The sequence below is a fragment of the Legionella pelazae genome, assembly GCF_052527395.1.
Map to the genome: position 1 here is coordinate 148,253 of NZ_JBNVZS010000006.1, position 15,998 is coordinate 164,250.

A 15,998-nucleotide genomic window follows, 5' to 3' on the forward strand; every position below is an offset into this window, starting at 1 on the left:
ACAGTTAAATGTGAGATATCGAATGAAGGGAAATACGTTATTATGACGTATTCCCTTTTTGTTATGTGGAGGATTAAATGTCAATTAGTGCATCGCAAGTAATGAAATTAAGGGAAAGAACTGGCGCGCCAATGATGGAGTGCAAGAAGTTCTTAGTTATGACTAATGGTGATATTGAACAAGCTATTTCTGAAATGCGTAAAGCAGGCCAAGCAAAGGCAGATAAGAAAGCAGATAGAATAGCAGCAGAGGGCGTCATTGCCGTTGCGCTTTCCTCTGATAATAAGGCGGCTGTTATTGTTGAAATTAATACGGAGACTGATTTTGTTGCTCGTGAAGAGAATTTCATTAAATTTGCTGAAAGAGTACCCGCTACAGCATTAAATAATGACTCAATTAAAGATGTTGCTGAATTGTCTAACGCTACTTTAGCAAATACAGATAATACTGTCGAACAAGAAAGGCAACAGCTTGTTGCTAAAATTGGCGAAAATATTAAAATCCGCCGCCTAGAAAAGTTACAATGTGAAGATGGCGTTATAGGATCTTACCTGCATGGTACTCGTATCGGTGTTCTTGTTGCAGTTAGAAATGGTGATGAGACACTCGCTAAAGATATAGCCATGCACATTGCTGCAAGCCGGCCAATGGTAGTTAGCCGCGATCAAGTTTCTTCTGAAGTGATTGAGAATGAGCGAGAAATCTTTACAGCACAAGCGCGTGAAAGTGGTAAACCACAAGAAATTATTGATAAAATGATTGAAGGGCGTATTAACAAATTTGTTGACGAAGTTAGTTTATTAGGTCAACCATTTGTTAAAAATCCAGATATTAAAGTCGGCCAATTATTAAAAGAAAAAAACGCTGACGTTATTTCCTTTATTCGCTATGAAGTAGGTGAAGGAATTGCTAAAAAAGAAGATAATTTTGTTGAAGAAGTTATGGCGCAGGTTCGTGATTAATGAGTGAAAATCAACCTTTAAAATATAAGCGTATTTTACTGAAATACAGTGGCGAAGCACTTATGGGCAATTCGCAGTTTGGCATTGATCCATTAGTTTTAGACCGGATTGCCAGTGAAGTTGCTGAGTTAATTTCACTGAATGTAGAAGTTGCTTTAGTTGTTGGTGGGGGCAATTTATTCCGCGGTAAAGCATTATCCGAAGCGGGTCTGGGTCGCGTTACAGGGGATCATATGGGAATGCTCGCAACGGTTATGAATGCTTTGGCTATGCGTGATGCAATGGAGCGAATCGATCTGCCTGCTCGTATTATGTCAGCTATACCTATGCTTGGAGTTGTTGATCCTTATCATCGTCGTAAAGCAATCACTCATCTGCGCAATAAACATGTTGTTATTTTTGCAGCTGGTACTGGAAATCCTTTTTTTACAACTGATACGGCAGCTTGTTTACGTGCTATTGAGGTAGGTGCAGATGTAGTACTAAAAGCCACTAAGGTTGATGGAATTTATTCTGACGATCCTGTTAAGAATGCAGCAGCGAAACGCTATGAATTTTTAACCTACAAACAGATCCTTAGCGATGGTTTAAAAGTTATGGATTCTACTGCAATTTGTTTATGTGAAGAGCATAATATGCCTTTACAAGTCTTTGATATGAATGCGGCTCAGGCACTACGAAAAATTGTGCTTGGTGAGCATATAGGTACTATAGTTGGAGCAAATCATGATTAATGAGATTAAGCAGGATGCTGAAAAACGAATGAAGAAAACCGTAGAAACTTTAAGGCATGATTTAACAAAAATTAGAACAGGCCGTGCTAACGCAAGCTTATTAGATCATGTTCAAGTTGATTATTATGGTAATCCTACTCCATTAAATCAAGTTGCGAATATCACAACAAGTGACTCGCGGACGCTGTTAGTGACTCCGTGGGAAAAATCAATGGTCGCAGCGATTGAAAAAGCGATTTTAAATGCTGATTTAGGCTTAAATCCAGCAACAGCAGGAACAGCTATTCGGGTACCGATGCCACCGCTTTCTGAAGAAAGGCGTAAAGAGATGATTCGCATTGTTCGTGCTGAAGGGGAGCAGGGACGGGTCGCAATCCGCAATATTCGTCGTGATGCAAATACGCATCTTAAAGAATTGGTAAAGGAAAAAGAAATTTCTGAAGATGATGAGCGCCGAGCAGGTGAAGTGATTCAGAAAATAACAGATAAATACATTGCCGAAGTTGATGCTGCTTTAAGTGAAAAAGAAAAGGATTTAATGGAAATTTAATAGCCTATAAGCATCCAATTGACTTGGATGTTTAACTTCTCCTAATCGGCTTTCTCATTGTTAAATGAATGTTAGCCGAAATACCTAATTTTAGACTGCTTTTTAGCGCTATGCTGGCTTTTTTTTGTAGATCTCTCCTCTCAATTTAGCTTCAACTTGTAAAATTATTGTACGAATTATCTAATAAATATAGAGAAAATTTTTTAACTTAGAATTTAGTGATTAAAAAATAATGAAAATAAAAAATTTGTTATGGAAAACTGACACTGCTATTATAAGCTTATGAATTAGTTAAAAAAATTTATCATAATGTAGATAAGCAATATATCCCCACTTTTGATCCCACACTAATTGTTTAACCTCATTGCTCTGATTAAAATAACCAAGCAAGGAATTAAAATTATCTTTGTGAGTTGCCATAAAGATAATATTTACGCAGCGTTTAACAGGGAGGGTTATGATACTACTAGCAAATTGGTGTTTTAACATAGTAAAAATAAATTGATGTTCATAAGCATTAGCTATATTAATTGCTAATATACCCTGAGATGATAGAATGCGCTGGCAGTTAAGAAAAAAATCTTTATTTTTACAGGAAGCAGGAAAATCATTGGCATCAGCAATATCAATTAGAAGGTGTCTAAAAGTTTGCTGGCAATGCGCCATAAAAGCACTGGCTTCCTCTTGAATAACAGTTAGGTTAGTTAATCTTTCAAGCATAAAATAACGCCTTGCAACATCAATGACTTCAGAATTCATTTCAACTGCTGTCAAAGTATAAGACTGCAATAAAGGTGCTAAGGCGTGTGCCACTCCCGCGCCCCCTAAGCCAAGCATGCAACAGTTTCCAGGCCGTTGACGAGCGGCAAAAGTTAATGCTTTAACATAGTTTAAGGCAGGTCTACTAGGCGTTAATTTATTGATTAGACTCTGAAATGCATTACTATTAAATTTAAGCCAACGAAAAAAATAATTATCATAAACACGAATATGGTCTGAGCGATAGATGCAGCGTCCAGCTAGAGTCTGCCATAACATTATAAAGATTTCTCTTGTTGAAATGGATAGATTGATCCTAAGTTAAGTAATTGTGTTAATTCATCTAAAGCGGTATAAATCTCATTTACTAAACTAAAATCACTTAAATCTTTCGCGCTTAATTCAGTTCGATAATGGCGATAAATCCAACTCTCTAGGTGGGTAAATAATTTCTCATCTAGTAATATGTCCTGATGCATTGCTTGCAATTCAACATCAGTTAAGGGAACGCGTAGGCGCAAGCAAGCAGGTCCGCCACCATTGCGCATGCTTTGTTTTAAATCAAGAAAATAGACCTGATTAATCGGATTACTGGTATCGGCAACTAATTCGTCAATAAAGTTTCGAACAGGTATACTAACTTCACACTCTGAAGGCGCAATAAGAGCCATAGAGCCATTCGGTAGAGAAATAAGCTGTGAGTTAAATAAATAGGTTGTAACAGCCTCATTAATATTGACTTTATCTTGCTTGACTTCAATTATTTGCAGTGGGAAGTCGGCTTTTAATTTTAGTTCATTAAGTGTTTCTTGCTGATTTAAGAATGCTTGCTCATGAATTAGGAAAACATTTTCATTAGCAACAGCGATAACATCATTATGAAAAACGCCTTGATCAACGGCAGCAGGATGTTGGCGCGCAAATATTACCTGATTAGGATTAAGTAAATGTGCGCGAGCAATCGCTTCGGATGCTTCTAAAGTTTGTCTTGCGGGATATCGACGAGGCTGATGAACTACATCTGCAGCTTGCATTGCTTTTTTGGCATAGACAAATATGCTAATTCCTGTATGACTATGCGTTTTACATAAGCGATTATGATTAGCAGCGCCCTCATCAGCGGTGACTGTACTTCTTGGTAAAATATCATGGTGACAGAAAAAGCGTTCATCAGAAAATAGATGTTGTAAAAGTTTTCTAGAAAAACCTGCTTCTTGATGCCGATGTAAATTACTAATTAAATTGGCTGCTGTAAAATGGACTCGATTATCGCCACAGTCTCTACTAGCAGAAACTGTGGCAGCATTAGCAGACCACATACTCGAGGCAGAATAGCAAGCACCTAATAACTCTGGCGCAGCCTTAAAGGCTTTATTAATTTTTTGTTGGGGAGTACCTTCAAAGCCTAGATATGTTAATAAATTAAAATTAGGCCGTTCATGGGGTGGAAATAGGGCCTGTTTGAGGCCCATATTATGTAACATTCTCATTTTCTTTAGGCCTTGAAGAGCAGCCCCTTGAGGATTAGCAATACTTAAAGCATTAGTAATTGATGCAATATTTCCTGCAGCAAGACCTGCATAGTTATGATTAGGGCCGACTAAACCATCGATATTTAATTCATATACAGCCATGATCTATCCTAATTCAATACCGGGTAATAATTGTTGCGGTTTTGTTAAGTGAGGTTGCTCTAAACTAGCAATAGGATAAGAACAATAATCAGCTGCAAAATAAGCGCTAGGTCGATGATTACCGCTTAAGCCAACCCCTCCAAAAGGTAAGCTGCTACTTGCACCCGTTGTTGAGCGATTCCAGTTAATTAAACCAGCACGAACGGTCTGGTAAAACAGTTTAAAGTGTTCTTGGCTATCACTTAATAATCCTGCTACCAAACCATAACGAGTTTGATTAGCTAATTTTAAGGCATCTTCGAAGTGTTGATAGCGGTAAATCTGGACTAAAGGAGCAAAAATTTCTTCATCGGGTGGATTTGTTACAGATGTCATATCAATTAAGGCTGGAGAAAGCAGACCTGAGTTTTCTTTAAGCAAACTCATTTTTAGTAATGACTTTCCGCCTACTTTAAGTAAGTTATCTTGCGATTTTAGATGATTCAGAGCATGCTTATAGCTAATAACAGGGCCCATAAAAGGCTCGGGATTTGCAGTAAAACTGTCTACTTTGATTTTCTTAAAGCTACTTATTAATCGATTTAAGAACTCATCCCCATAGGTATTGTCTTTAATAATAACTCGACGAGCACAACTGCAACGCTGACCTGCAGTAATGACAGTAGATAAAATAGTTTGATAAATTGCAGCATCCATATCGCTTACTTCATCAATAATTAAAGGATTATTACCACCCATCTCTAAGGCTAAAATAACGTCTGGTCTTTCGCTGAAATGGCGATGAATAGCTTTACCTGTGTTATAACTACCCGTGAAATAGACACCTTGAATATCAGTTTGTAATAATTCTTGTCCGGTACTAGCGCCTCCTTGTACGCAATTAATAACACCCGCTGGAATATTAGCTTTATGCCAACACTGCATAATTAATTCGGCAACGCCTGGGGCTAATTCGCTTGGTTTATATACAACTGTATTGCCAGCTAAAAGGGCAGGGACGATATGGCCATTACTTAAATGAGCAGGAAAATTAAATGCACCAAACACTGCGACTACGCCATGAGGTTTATAGCGTACGCAGGCATTTGCATCAGGCATTGGATTACACTTATCAGTGGTTCTTTCTTTATAAGCTTGAATAGAGAGATTAACTTTAGCAATAACGGAATTAACTTCTGTTGCTGATTCCCATAAAGGTTTACCTGTTTCTAAAGCAATTAAATGAATTAATTCTTGACGATTAGCTTCTACTTCTTTTGCAAACGCTTGTAAATAGGCAATGCGATTATCTACAGTTAGATAAGCCCATTTGGTGAGTGCTTGCTCTGCAGCATAAACGGCTCGATTTACTTCGTTTTGTGTTGCATGCCTACCTTGCCAGACGGCTGTGTTATTGAGTGGATTTTGCGAAGTTAAGGGTTCTCCCGATCCTGATACCCAAGTACCGTTTAAATAATGATGGCCAAGTTGACTGGCAAAAAATGTCATTGCGAACTCTCCTGTAGAGGGGATTTTGATGATTTGCTGGCCAGTTGATTCGTAGCGCATGTGTCAAAATTTTTATTAAAAGGATCTAATCTTTCAAATTGTAACGGTGCTAAGCGAATAGCATCATTTTTTTTAACTTGAAGCAACTCAGCAGTATTTTTACTAATAATGCACTTCCCATTCTGATTATTAAAAATAGCATGACTTATAGTTGCTCGAAAATCGAGAGATGTATTAGATAATAAAAAGCGCGGACCGGTAACTTCATCACTAAGATTTTTAATCACTAAAATTCGGCTAGCCGCAATAGTATTGATGTCATGAGAAGGTGCTTCAATAGTAGGTCCTCCATCAAAAATATCAATGTAATTGTTATAACGGAAACCTTCATTAAATAAAATTTTCATCGCAGGCCGAGTAGTGGGATGAGGTTGCCCTATGACCTCTTGCGCTTCGGGTGCTAATAGTTTTACGTAAATAGGATTTCGTGGCATAAGATCAGCAATAAATTGTTTATTGGTTAAAATTGTTAACTCATCTGCTTCAGCAAAAGACATATGGAAAAAGTGCCTTCCTACATGATCCCAAAAAGGTGATTTCCCCTCATCGTCACATATGCCTCGCATTTCAGCAATTAATGTAGAAGAAAAGCGCTGCGGATATTGCGCGATAAACAAAAATCGCGCTTTAGATAGTAATAAGCCATTGCCCCTTACTCGATAAGAAGGTTCTAGAAAAAGGGTACATAATTCACTGCGTCGTTGATTATCATTAACAAGACTTAATACTTCATAATCACTACGGATATTTAAAGAGTGGCATATACGGGTACGTAAAGATAATTTATAAGAATAAAAGGGCGTTTCAAACCCGGTAAAAGCTTCAATGGCTGCTGTGCCTACAAGTTTAGTTGTAATAGGATCTTCTAATACAAATAAATAATATTCATTTTGCGGTTTACTGACTTTTTTCTTAAAAGAATCACACGATAGGCTAATACGACTAGCAAGTAAATCTCTATTTTTAGGTAATGTGGTTAAGCCAAATCCACTGTGCAGTGCTAAATCATAAACAGCATCAATATCCGTTAGTCGAGAACGGCGAAATAACATCATTGCTTGAGCTCCTCGAGTCCCCCTTGCGCTAAATCTCTTAAAAGTAGCGTACTTAATCGAGCGCGCTCAACTAGGCTGTCAATTAATACAAACTCCATTTGGCTATGTATATTGCCACCTCTAACACCTAAAGTATCAATCACTGGTAGTCCTTGTGCTGCTAAATTATTACCATCGCAGCAGCCGCCACTGTCTTGCCAGTTTAAAGCTAAATCAAGTGAGCGTGCGAGGGAGCTAATTCGTTGATAAAGGCGTCTAGTCCCTTTATCAACGCGTTTAACGGGCCGGCCAAATCCGCCCTGAGCAGTTAAGTTATAACCAGGGCACTTTAAATTTTGTATGATTTGATTAAGTTCAGTCATTACCCAAGTTTCATCACTGGGGTCACTAATCCGAATATCTAGCTTAGCGACAGCCCGATCTGGAACTATATTTAACGCATTTCCACCGGCTATTTTACCAACATTAATGGTTACGCCTTCACGTATACCATTTAGCGCGTGGATTGCAATAACCGCTTCTGCTAAGTAAGCAATAGCATTTTTACCTTCATAAAAAGCTCGACCTGCATGAGCAGCTTTACCTGTAGCAACAAGCGTTATTTTGCCACTACCTTTTCGGTTTTTGGCTAATGTTCCCCGAATATCCATAGCTGGTTCGTAAAGGAGACCTGCTTGATACTGACCAGCTAAATCAGAAAATAAAGAGCCAGAAGCAAAAGAGCCTAGTTCCTCATCGGCATTAATAAGCACATCCCAACCTACTGAGCGTGCTTCTTTTGTTTGCTCAAAGGCCTTAAGTGCATGGAGCATAATAATTAACCCGCCTTTCATGTCTGCGACACCAGGGCCAATTAAGTGATTTTCATTAAGATAAGTTAATTCTTGAAAGGGATGACTCTTAGAAAAAACAGTATCCATGTGGCCTGCTAAAAGAATACGTCTTTTAAGTTTAGGTCTCTTGCGAATGAATAGCGCGTTACCGCAGGTAAATTCATCAATATTGCCTGCCATATTAACAATAGTAACAGGCGGAAATGATATTGTTTCTATTTTATCTGCTAAGGGTTGAAAGGTATATGCTAATGTTTGATGCATTACTTGCAAACCAGCTTGATTATCACTTCCAGAGTTAATTTCACAAAACTGGTGCAATTGTTGGACCATCAAGTTTTGATCTTGCTGTAAGGAAATAAGTAAGTCCTTTATGTAAGAATCCATAATTTATTTAATGCCGAAATTATGCAACATTAGCCGAAATTCATTGTATCTGCAACTAAAGCTACTGTTTTTAGACAACTTAATGGTTTATTGATTTAAGCCAATTTAGCGCTTTTATTTTATCTCTATAATATTAAAAAATTATTTAGCGGCAGGGTTATCTTCTTCCTCAATCCTCGTATCACTTTCGCCCTCATCCTCCTCGGTGTGGAATAAGCGAATTTTTTTATCGAAATCTTTCATTCCTAACTGTTTAGCCAAAGTAATATGATCCTTCATGGTTTCTGTAAGTACTTCACGCTTATCTGCATGGTAGCCAGCCATCAATGTTGCCACGCCCTGGCTTAGGGTTTTGGTATGGCGACCGAAACTCATCACAACTAAAATAATACCAAGAGCCGCTTTCATCATCCCCGCAAGTGCTTGTAACTTAGGATGGGTGACTCTTAATTCATCTGCTAATTTATCATATTGAATTAAGCTTTTATTATCAGATTTAAGTGTGATAGCAGGTGTTAAGGATACAGCTTCTAAAAGCAACCTTTTGCCACTTACTTTTTTTTCACTGAGAGATTCAATGGTTTTAATTATTCTCAAAGATTGTTCAATTTTTATAGTTAATTCAGGGCGCTTTTCTCTAGCTTCTTCTAAATCTTCCGTAACATCTTTGATTCGTCTTTGTAAAAGTTTGGCTACTCTTCCATGAGGGCAATTGAAATCTCGCCATTGAATAAGCCATTCTAGACCAGGGTTGTTTTGTATGTTCTTATAATGGGTATTAACATAATTATCTATTGCATTCCAAATAACATTTAAATGATGATTCATGCCACGTCCTTTTACGGAGGTTGCTGCTGCATGTAAAGCTTGCTCAAACTCATCACGACTTAACGGATGTCCAGCATCAATGGATTTCATTAAGTTAAAATAAGCAGAGGAAGCACCGCCACGGTCAATAGCATCTTTACAAGAAAAGTTAATACTTAGAGGTTTAAGTGTATCGATAATATAGTTTGTTAGCTCAAATTTAATAAAGTGAAACCAGACGGCTTGACGTTCAGCTCGGCTTAATTTTCCGTGTGCACTAATAGGCTTGCCGTTACTATCGACTATACCCATTTTTATAAAACTATTTGTTAGTAATTCTTGTAATTTACTTCTTTCAGCCTCATCACTATATTGGCCGCCAAAATTAAAGAGTAACGCTCTTATTTTAGGGCTTATGTAAAAATCTTTAATCTCAGGCGCTAAGGTATCCTTTTGTCTAGCAATATTAAGAAATGTGTCATATACGGTTTGGTAATTTAGTTCTGCTTTTGTTTTCAGATGAGACTCACGAGCCATGAAACCTTTATCGGCAGGGAGCGTTATAACTGCGATGTTAGGATGTCTTGTTTCTAGGTTTTCAAGTTGTTTAGTTAGCGCTTTTTCTTTTTTACCTTCAAAAGCGAATAAACCTTCCCTATCTCTACCTAAGTTATTAAAATAAATATGGGTAATTTGAGAAGGATGGTTGGGATGATTGCGACGCTGGGCCTCTAACCAGTATTCAAATAAAGGACTAACTCTTTCTGTTCCCTTATACCGTTGTGCTTGGGTACCGATTCGTAACTCTTGTACTGGGTAACTTTCAGTTTTCTGATGGTAACCATATGAGCGTCTACTTGGAATATTTGTAGAATATTGGGGCGTAAACGTACGACCGAAAGCTGCCATAAATCGCCTCCGTCTAGTTTCATTATCCGCAGGTGACAATAAGCCAACATTAATCCTTTGATCATTATCTAACAAGGCTTTAGCGATCGTATGTTCAATTCCCGTCTCAGATTTACTCGGTCGGTAACTAAGGGGAATATGTTTTATTGCAGCATAGGTTTGTTCAAGGATATAGCTATTATTGTTATAGATGGCATTAATAAAAGTATCTAATTTTCTTCTATTTTCTTTTGCCTCATTTAATAATGTCCTATGATCCCGAGTAATGATTTCCTTATTCTGGGGAAATTCCTTTTGATAATCAGAAATGTATTTTTCCTGTCTTTCAATTATTGTTTCAAGCTGGGTCGATATGGAAGTAATATTTTGATCTAAAAAAGTGATTAATCGTGTATAAAGTTGGGCATATGGATAATCATTTTTATAGATTGGGTGTTTTGTAAGCTCTTCTAACTGTTCTCTTAGTGGCTTAAAGTCCTCTCCGAGAAAGTCAGGCACTATTTGTCTTAATTCTTTTAAATAGCTATAGCAATTTTGGTTATGAACTTTTTCACTGGTCATTGCTGCTTTGGCTTTTACGACTTGAAAGGCTGCAATCGTGTCGTTTAAATGTTCAAATCTTGCATTTTCATTGAACATATTTTCTATAGTGGAGGCAATTAATTTTTTAGTATCAAGAGTTAAATGATCGAAGTCTTTTAACTGACTTAATTCAATAGGCAAATTAACATTCTCACTATCTCCTAAATCACTCCAAAGTGAATAAATAAGATTGCCTGTTTTCTTTATAAAGTTAGCCTCTTGTTTCTTACTTTCTGAAGTAACTTTTGATTTTTTTGGCAAAGCATGGGTAATCTCAACCTTTATGGGCTGATGACGTTCTACTAAAACACGTTCCCAATTAAAGTTCTCAAGTTGATAATTGCGAGGATTGATTTCTTTAAGCGCTTCTAAGAGTGCTAGAGTAATTTGGACGCGTTCATCTAGACTTAGCGCCCGCAAGTCTTCTTTGCTCTCTTTTATTATTTTTGATAATTTTTCACCATGAATTTGGCGGACTACTGTATAACTATAACCGGAATCTATAATAGGTTCACTAGTCCCAAACGTTATTTCTGAGTAAAATGGGTGCTGATTTCGTAAATTTCGAAAAACCTCTTTAAAAGGCTTTTCTAGATTAGAAGTATCAGTAGGCACTGCCATAATGACTTCGTCATGAAGATTAGGAATATAGTGTAACTTTTTATCTTGAGTAAGAATGAGACTTCCCAACATAGGGTACACAATTGTTTGGGAATCCAAAATAGGAATTCCTTCTTTACTAAAAAGATCATAGCGGCAAATTTGTCTCTCTTTATTCTCCTGCATTATTATCTGAAAGCTAAATTTAATGGATGATTTATCTGCATAACTATAAGGGGTATCAGCTTGCCAAAATTGAGTTGAAGATTGAGCCGGTGAGCTAAAAAACAGTGCTAGTTTTTTAAGATCGCCTGGCTTTAAATCTAGCTGATTTAAATTAATAAATTTAGGATTAATCATTGAAGTAAGTCTTAGATAGTTTCTATTTTATTATAGGAAATAATTATTAAAATATGATTAAATTTCAGTTAAATTAATTTCTGTATGAGAATTAAGTTAGTGGCATCTGTTATCAATGGTTGGAAAATTTGGCTTCCTCTAATTTAATGTTTGTACTTAATGTATCAGCTGTGTATGAAGCATCTTCTTAGCAATACTTACTTTGTAAGGGACTTACTTTGCAAGGGCCATACTGTATCATCTTCCTGCGATCGAGCCTCTACTTCGCTTGGATTTGGGAAAAAGGTTTTCTTCTCAGATTGTTGGCAGCTTTTTTTACTATGACCTTCCTCATTTAAAACATCCTGCTCAATAAGTCGTCTCTTGACACTTGTAGTATTGTCCTTAACTTCTAGTGCTTCTCCAGGTTCTTCAAATAACTTGTATAATTTTCCTAATCTAGGACTCGGTCGGGGGCCAAAAAATTCATTTATTCTATTTTTTTCGTCGAAGTGTCCGCTTTTCGTCCTAAATACGAAGAGCTGATTAGACTTAATCTCGGTATTAATATTTAGAAAACGTTCTATAGCTTTCTTAATTACCTCTTTTAGTGACGATTCTAAAATACGTATAATGGGAATAGTGGTTCCAAATATTTCGTTTACGGATGCATCATCAATTAAAAAATCTGCCAAAGCCTCTTTATCTATAGAACATAGATTCACATCAGCAGCTAGTATTATCTTAGAAATATTTATATTTTCATTTGCTATATAAGTTTGTACTTCTTTAAATTTTTGCAGAATTTGCTCTTTAATATTTTCAGAAGTTACATTTTCAATGGTCGCATGTAATTTTAAAGGCGATTTAGATAATTGATAAGGCTCGGTAAATTTCTTATATGTCCTGGCTGCTGTAACAGGCTCGTGGTAGCAAACTATAATTAATTCTGCTTGCTTATTTATACCGTAATGAATAAAGGCAGTTCTAGGCATAGACAAGTATTCCATGTTTAAAAAATTATCTAACTGTTACATTGTAACTCAAATTAATTAAGTAAATATTAAGTTTAAATGACTAATTTAACTTTTTTATGTAAGTATTAGTAAATCCTAGGAAATTTTCTTTGAACATATATGCTAAACTTGAAAATATAAACCGTTTAAGGAGAGAAAAATGGACCCTAGCCCTTTGCATAGTTATATTATTGAACAAGTTCTAGGCTTATATATGTTAATTATGGCAATAATCATGATTGCTCGTGCAGATTATTATCGTAAGTTAGTACGAGACTTGCCAGCCGATAGGAACTTTGTATTTGTAAGTGCCATGTTTACATTAATTTTTGGGCTAATAATGGTTGTAGTTCATAATATTTGGCACTGGCGCTTTGAATTGTTAGCAACTATTATTGCATGGATAATCGTAATTAAAGCTATTCTCTGGTTGGCGATACCAGAGTATATGGTAGCTGCAAGTAAGAGATTATATAAAGATAATATGTATTATGTTATGGCAGTGATTGCGGCTATTATTGGCGTTATATTATTAATTCATTCTTTTCATGCATTTGGCGGTGATTGGTTACCCAATTGGTGAAGCGTCTTTAAAAGCTGGTAAACTTAAACAATATGAGTTAATTGCCGTAATTAAAGGATATTCAGTTAAAGGAAAGCCAAAACGCTTGGCATTAAAAACTTGCGGTATCAAGCAGATATCCGCTAAGCTTATTTCGCTGCCATAACAAACTTGCCCCTTATGGGGCATCTCTTGTAGGCGGCGTTCAAATGAGTCAAAACCTTCTTTAAGCCAATGATGATACCAGCTTTTTATATCTTCATCTTCAGCGTGAAATTGTTGCCGTAAGCGATTAAGTACTCTTAAATTGTTTAATGGGTGTACATCACAGGCAATCATTAGGGCTAGGCTGCGAACATGGGCTCGGCCTAAAGGAGTTTGCGGTAATAACGGTGGAGAGGGGTTGATATCATCAAGATATTCAATAATAGCTAAGGATTGACTGATAATGTGGCCATTTTCATCTAAGGTAGGTACTAAGCCTTGCGGGTTTAATTTCAAATAATTAGGATTATGCTGCTCTCCGCCATTATTAATTAAATGGACTGATAATGTTTCATAGCTAATATTTTTTAAGTTTAATGCTATGCGTACTCTATAACTTGCAGTAGAGCGATAATAATCATACAGTTTCACTTTGAGGACCTTTATATTTAGTTAGAGTTTGTTCAATTGCTCCAAATAAGGAATGTCCTTGCTCATCTAGCATTTCAATTCGTATAGTATCACCAAAACACATGAAAGGAGTGATGGCTTTACCATGCTCTAATGTTTCAAGCATTCTTTTCTCAGCAATGCAGGAGGAGCCTCTACTACGATCAAGATTTGAAACAGTTCCAGAGCCAATAATAGTTCCAGCTGCTAATTTTCTAGTTTTAGCAGCATGAGCAATTAAATCGGCGAAGGAGAAGGTCATATCTACACCGGCGTTTGGTTGACCAAATAACTGCCCATTTAAGAAACTCAATAAAGGTAAATGAACGCGATTATCCTGCCAATGATTACCTAACTCTTCTGGCGTTAAAGCGATAGGAGAAAAACTACTTGATGGTTTGGATTGAAAAAAGCCAAACCCTTTACTTAATTCATTGGGTATTAAATTACGTAGTGATACATCATTAACCAACATAATAAGTTTAATATGGTTTGCGGCAGCCTCCTTGCTTATGCCCATTGGGACATCATCTGTGATAACTGCTAGCTCCGCTTCGAAGTCAATTCCATACTCTTCATCTGCCATTAAAATATCTTCTGTAGGCGCTAGAAAGCTATCTGAGCCACCTTGATAAAGTAATGGATCAGTCCAGAAATTGCTAGGCATTTCAGCACCTCGAGCTTTACGTACTAACTCAACATGGTTGACATATGCACTACCATCGGCCCATTGGTAAGCTCTAGGTAATGGAGAAGTCCATTGCTGAGGCGTATACTGAAAAGCACTAGTCATGTGTCCCGCATTGAGTGCTTGATAAATTTCTTCAAGCGGACCTTTAACAGAGGCCCAATTGTCAATCGCATATTGTAATGTTTGAGCAATATGATGAACACGAACAGCTAAAGTTAATTCTTTATTAACGACGCATAGCTCGCCATCACGGCTATGCGTTGATTTTAAGGTCGCTAATTTCATTTGAAAGCCTTACATCATTGAGTTGGTTGTAATGTACCACGTCTTATTTGGTCTCGTTCAATAGCTTCAAAAAGAGCTTTAAAATTCCCTTCGCCAAAACCTTGATTTCCTTGCCGTTGAATAATTTCAAAAAATACAGGACCAAATACATTTTCAGTAAAAATTTGTAATAAAAGACCCTGTTTAGGATCAACTTCACCGTCAATTAAAATACGCTCTTGTTGTAACTGTGCTATAGGTTCTTGATGCCAAGGAATACGTGCCTCAACCATTTCATAATAGGTATCAGGCACATCAAGAAAATTGACTCCTCTTTTTCTCAACGCGTTGACACTGCGATAAATATTGTCTGTGTTTAAAGCAATGTGTTGAATACCTTCGCCGCGGTAATCATGTAAAAATTCTTCTATTTGTGATTTATCATCTTTAGATTCATTTAATGGGATTTTAATTTTACCACAGGGACTTGCTAGCGCTCGACTTACTAAGCCTGTCATTTGACCTTCAATATTAAAAAAGCGAATCTCTTTAAAATTAAAAATAGATTCATAAAAATGCGCCCATTTATCCATATTGCCGCGAAATACATTATGAGTTAAATGATCAATCGCTGTTAGTCCGCAATCTTCTATTACTTGATTATCTGTTGATAAGCTTTCCCATTGTTGCGCGAAAGGTTGATGTGTCTCATCTATGAAATAGATAACGCTTCCACCAATGGCCTGAATTGCTAAAAGGTCATGATCAGCATGCTGGCAATCTTGAAAAGGAGTAGCGCCATTGGCAATCACATACTCATAAACTTCATTAACATTTTTAACTTGAAAGCCCATGGCACATGCGCCTGCACCATGATTTTTTGCATGTTCTTCTGCCTGACTATCGGCAGAATTATTAACAATAAATTTAATATTTCCTTGTTGATAAAGCGTAATATCTTGATATCTATGCTTAGCTATAGCATGAAAACCCATCTGGGTAAATTGCCGGTGTAGAGAGGAAGCATCTGGAGCGGAAAACTCAAGAAAAGCAAAGCCATCGAGTCCGCATGGATTTTCATTAATAGTCATAGTAGCTCCTTTTAGAAACAA

The 15,998-nt window shown here is 36.8% G+C and carries 14 protein-coding genes; 4 read left to right on the top strand and 10 right to left on the bottom strand.

Features of this window, described 5'->3' with window-relative positions; genetic code table 11:
- The first annotated feature begins 77 nt into the window (after window positions 1-77).
- The 3 genes from tsf to frr are packed head-to-tail and all read left to right on the top strand — an operon-like array spanning window position 78 to window position 2,246.
- A complete protein-coding gene (gene tsf, locus ACQUW5_RS08445; protein WP_444990795.1) occupies window positions 78-962 on the top strand; it encodes a translation elongation factor Ts in 885 nt (294 codons plus the stop codon).
- On the top strand, window positions 962-1,696 hold the full coding sequence (gene pyrH / locus ACQUW5_RS08450; RefSeq protein WP_444990796.1) for a UMP kinase: 735 nt from the start codon (window positions 962-964) through the stop codon (window positions 1,694-1,696). Before tsf ends, pyrH begins: the two co-directional genes overlap by 1 nt.
- A complete protein-coding gene (frr, locus tag ACQUW5_RS08455) occupies window positions 1,689-2,246 on the top strand; it encodes a ribosome recycling factor (protein WP_444990797.1) in 558 nt (185 codons plus the stop codon). Before pyrH ends, frr begins: the two co-directional genes overlap by 8 nt.
- Window positions 2,247-2,537: 291 nt before the next feature.
- On the opposite strand, the gene ACQUW5_RS08460 is transcribed toward frr, so the two are convergent.
- The 7 genes from ACQUW5_RS08460 to ACQUW5_RS08490 all read right to left on the bottom strand — a co-directional run bounded on the left by ACQUW5_RS08460 (window position 2,538) and on the right by ACQUW5_RS08490 (window position 12,694).
- Window positions 2,538-3,284, bottom strand: a complete 747-nt coding sequence (locus ACQUW5_RS08460; RefSeq protein ID WP_444990798.1) for a spermidine synthase — start codon at window positions 3,282-3,284, stop codon at window positions 2,538-2,540.
- Window positions 3,284-4,639 carry an N-succinylarginine dihydrolase gene (astB, locus tag ACQUW5_RS08465; RefSeq protein WP_444990799.1) on the bottom strand — a complete coding sequence of 452 codons (1,356 nt, stop codon included), beginning with the start codon at window positions 4,637-4,639 and terminating at the stop codon, window positions 3,284-3,286. The genes ACQUW5_RS08460 and astB overlap by 1 nt, the downstream gene beginning before the upstream one ends.
- 3 nt (window positions 4,640-4,642) lie before the next feature.
- Window positions 4,643-6,127 carry a succinylglutamate-semialdehyde dehydrogenase gene (gene astD, locus ACQUW5_RS08470; protein ID WP_444990800.1) on the bottom strand — a complete coding sequence of 495 codons (1,485 nt, stop codon included), beginning with the start codon at window positions 6,125-6,127 and terminating at the stop codon, window positions 4,643-4,645.
- On the bottom strand, window positions 6,124-7,242 hold the full coding sequence (gene astA, locus ACQUW5_RS08475) for an arginine N-succinyltransferase (protein WP_444990801.1): 1,119 nt from the start codon (window positions 7,240-7,242) through the stop codon (window positions 6,124-6,126). The genes astD and astA overlap by 4 nt, the downstream gene beginning before the upstream one ends.
- Window positions 7,239-8,462, bottom strand: coding sequence for a hydrolase (locus ACQUW5_RS08480; RefSeq protein WP_444990802.1), 1,224 nt, complete (start codon window positions 8,460-8,462; stop codon window positions 7,239-7,241). Before ACQUW5_RS08480 ends, astA begins: the two co-directional genes overlap by 4 nt.
- A 141-nt stretch (window positions 8,463-8,603) precedes the next feature.
- Window positions 8,604-11,720, bottom strand: a complete 3,117-nt coding sequence (locus ACQUW5_RS08485) for a hypothetical protein (protein ID WP_444990803.1) — start codon at window positions 11,718-11,720, stop codon at window positions 8,604-8,606.
- A gap of 197 nt (window positions 11,721-11,917) precedes the next feature.
- On the bottom strand, window positions 11,918-12,694 hold the full coding sequence (locus tag ACQUW5_RS08490) for a hypothetical protein (protein ID WP_444990804.1): 777 nt from the start codon (window positions 12,692-12,694) through the stop codon (window positions 11,918-11,920).
- Window positions 12,695-12,875: 181 nt separating this feature from the next.
- Here ACQUW5_RS08490 and ACQUW5_RS08495 point away from each other — a divergent pair, with 181 nt between their 5' ends.
- Window positions 12,876-13,298 carry a hypothetical protein gene (locus ACQUW5_RS08495; protein ID WP_444990805.1) on the top strand — a complete coding sequence of 141 codons (423 nt, stop codon included), beginning with the start codon at window positions 12,876-12,878 and terminating at the stop codon, window positions 13,296-13,298.
- Here the strand turns inward: ACQUW5_RS08495 and maiA are convergent.
- The 3 genes from maiA to hppD are packed head-to-tail and all read right to left on the bottom strand — an operon-like array spanning window position 13,284 to window position 15,977.
- Window positions 13,284-13,913, bottom strand: a complete 630-nt coding sequence (maiA, locus tag ACQUW5_RS08500; RefSeq protein WP_444990806.1) for a maleylacetoacetate isomerase — start codon at window positions 13,911-13,913, stop codon at window positions 13,284-13,286. The genes ACQUW5_RS08495 and maiA overlap by 15 nt on opposite strands.
- Window positions 13,900-14,907, bottom strand: a complete 1,008-nt coding sequence (locus ACQUW5_RS08505) for a fumarylacetoacetate hydrolase family protein (RefSeq protein ID WP_444990807.1) — start codon at window positions 14,905-14,907, stop codon at window positions 13,900-13,902. The genes maiA and ACQUW5_RS08505 overlap by 14 nt, the downstream gene beginning before the upstream one ends.
- A 14-nt stretch (window positions 14,908-14,921) precedes the next feature.
- Window positions 14,922-15,977, bottom strand: coding sequence for a 4-hydroxyphenylpyruvate dioxygenase (gene hppD / locus ACQUW5_RS08510; RefSeq protein WP_444990808.1), 1,056 nt, complete (start codon window positions 15,975-15,977; stop codon window positions 14,922-14,924).
- Window positions 15,978-15,998: the final 21 nt, after the last annotated feature.

What these genes read in the sequence shown, in the direction of transcription:
- tsf (WP_444990795.1), top strand. Translation starts at nt 78, where the DNA reads ATGTCAATTAGTGCATCGCAAGTAATGAAATTAAGGGAAAGAACTGGC.
- pyrH (WP_444990796.1), top strand. Translation starts at nt 962, where the DNA reads ATGAGTGAAAATCAACCTTTAAAATATAAGCGTATTTTACTGAAATAC.
- frr (WP_444990797.1), top strand. Translation starts at nt 1,689, where the DNA reads ATGATTAATGAGATTAAGCAGGATGCTGAAAAACGAATGAAGAAAACC.
- ACQUW5_RS08460 (WP_444990798.1), bottom strand. Translation starts at nt 3,284, where the DNA reads ATGTTATGGCAGACTCTAGCTGGACGCTGCATCTATCGCTCAGACCAT.
- astB (WP_444990799.1), bottom strand. Translation starts at nt 4,639, where the DNA reads ATGGCTGTATATGAATTAAATATCGATGGTTTAGTCGGCCCTAATCAT.
- astD (WP_444990800.1), bottom strand. Translation starts at nt 6,127, where the DNA reads ATGACATTTTTTGCCAGTCAACTTGGCCATCATTATTTAAACGGTACT.
- astA (WP_444990801.1), bottom strand. Translation starts at nt 7,242, where the DNA reads ATGATGTTATTTCGCCGTTCTCGACTAACGGATATTGATGCTGTTTAT.
- ACQUW5_RS08480 (WP_444990802.1), bottom strand. Translation starts at nt 8,462, where the DNA reads ATGGATTCTTACATAAAGGACTTACTTATTTCCTTACAGCAAGATCAA.
- ACQUW5_RS08485 (WP_444990803.1), bottom strand. Translation starts at nt 11,720, where the DNA reads ATGATTAATCCTAAATTTATTAATTTAAATCAGCTAGATTTAAAGCCA.
- ACQUW5_RS08490 (WP_444990804.1), bottom strand. Translation starts at nt 12,694, where the DNA reads ATGCCTAGAACTGCCTTTATTCATTACGGTATAAATAAGCAAGCAGAA.
- ACQUW5_RS08495 (WP_444990805.1), top strand. Translation starts at nt 12,876, where the DNA reads ATGGACCCTAGCCCTTTGCATAGTTATATTATTGAACAAGTTCTAGGC.
- ACQUW5_RS08505 (WP_444990807.1), bottom strand. Translation starts at nt 14,907, where the DNA reads ATGAAATTAGCGACCTTAAAATCAACGCATAGCCGTGATGGCGAGCTA.
- hppD (WP_444990808.1), bottom strand. Translation starts at nt 15,977, where the DNA reads ATGACTATTAATGAAAATCCATGCGGACTCGATGGCTTTGCTTTTCTT.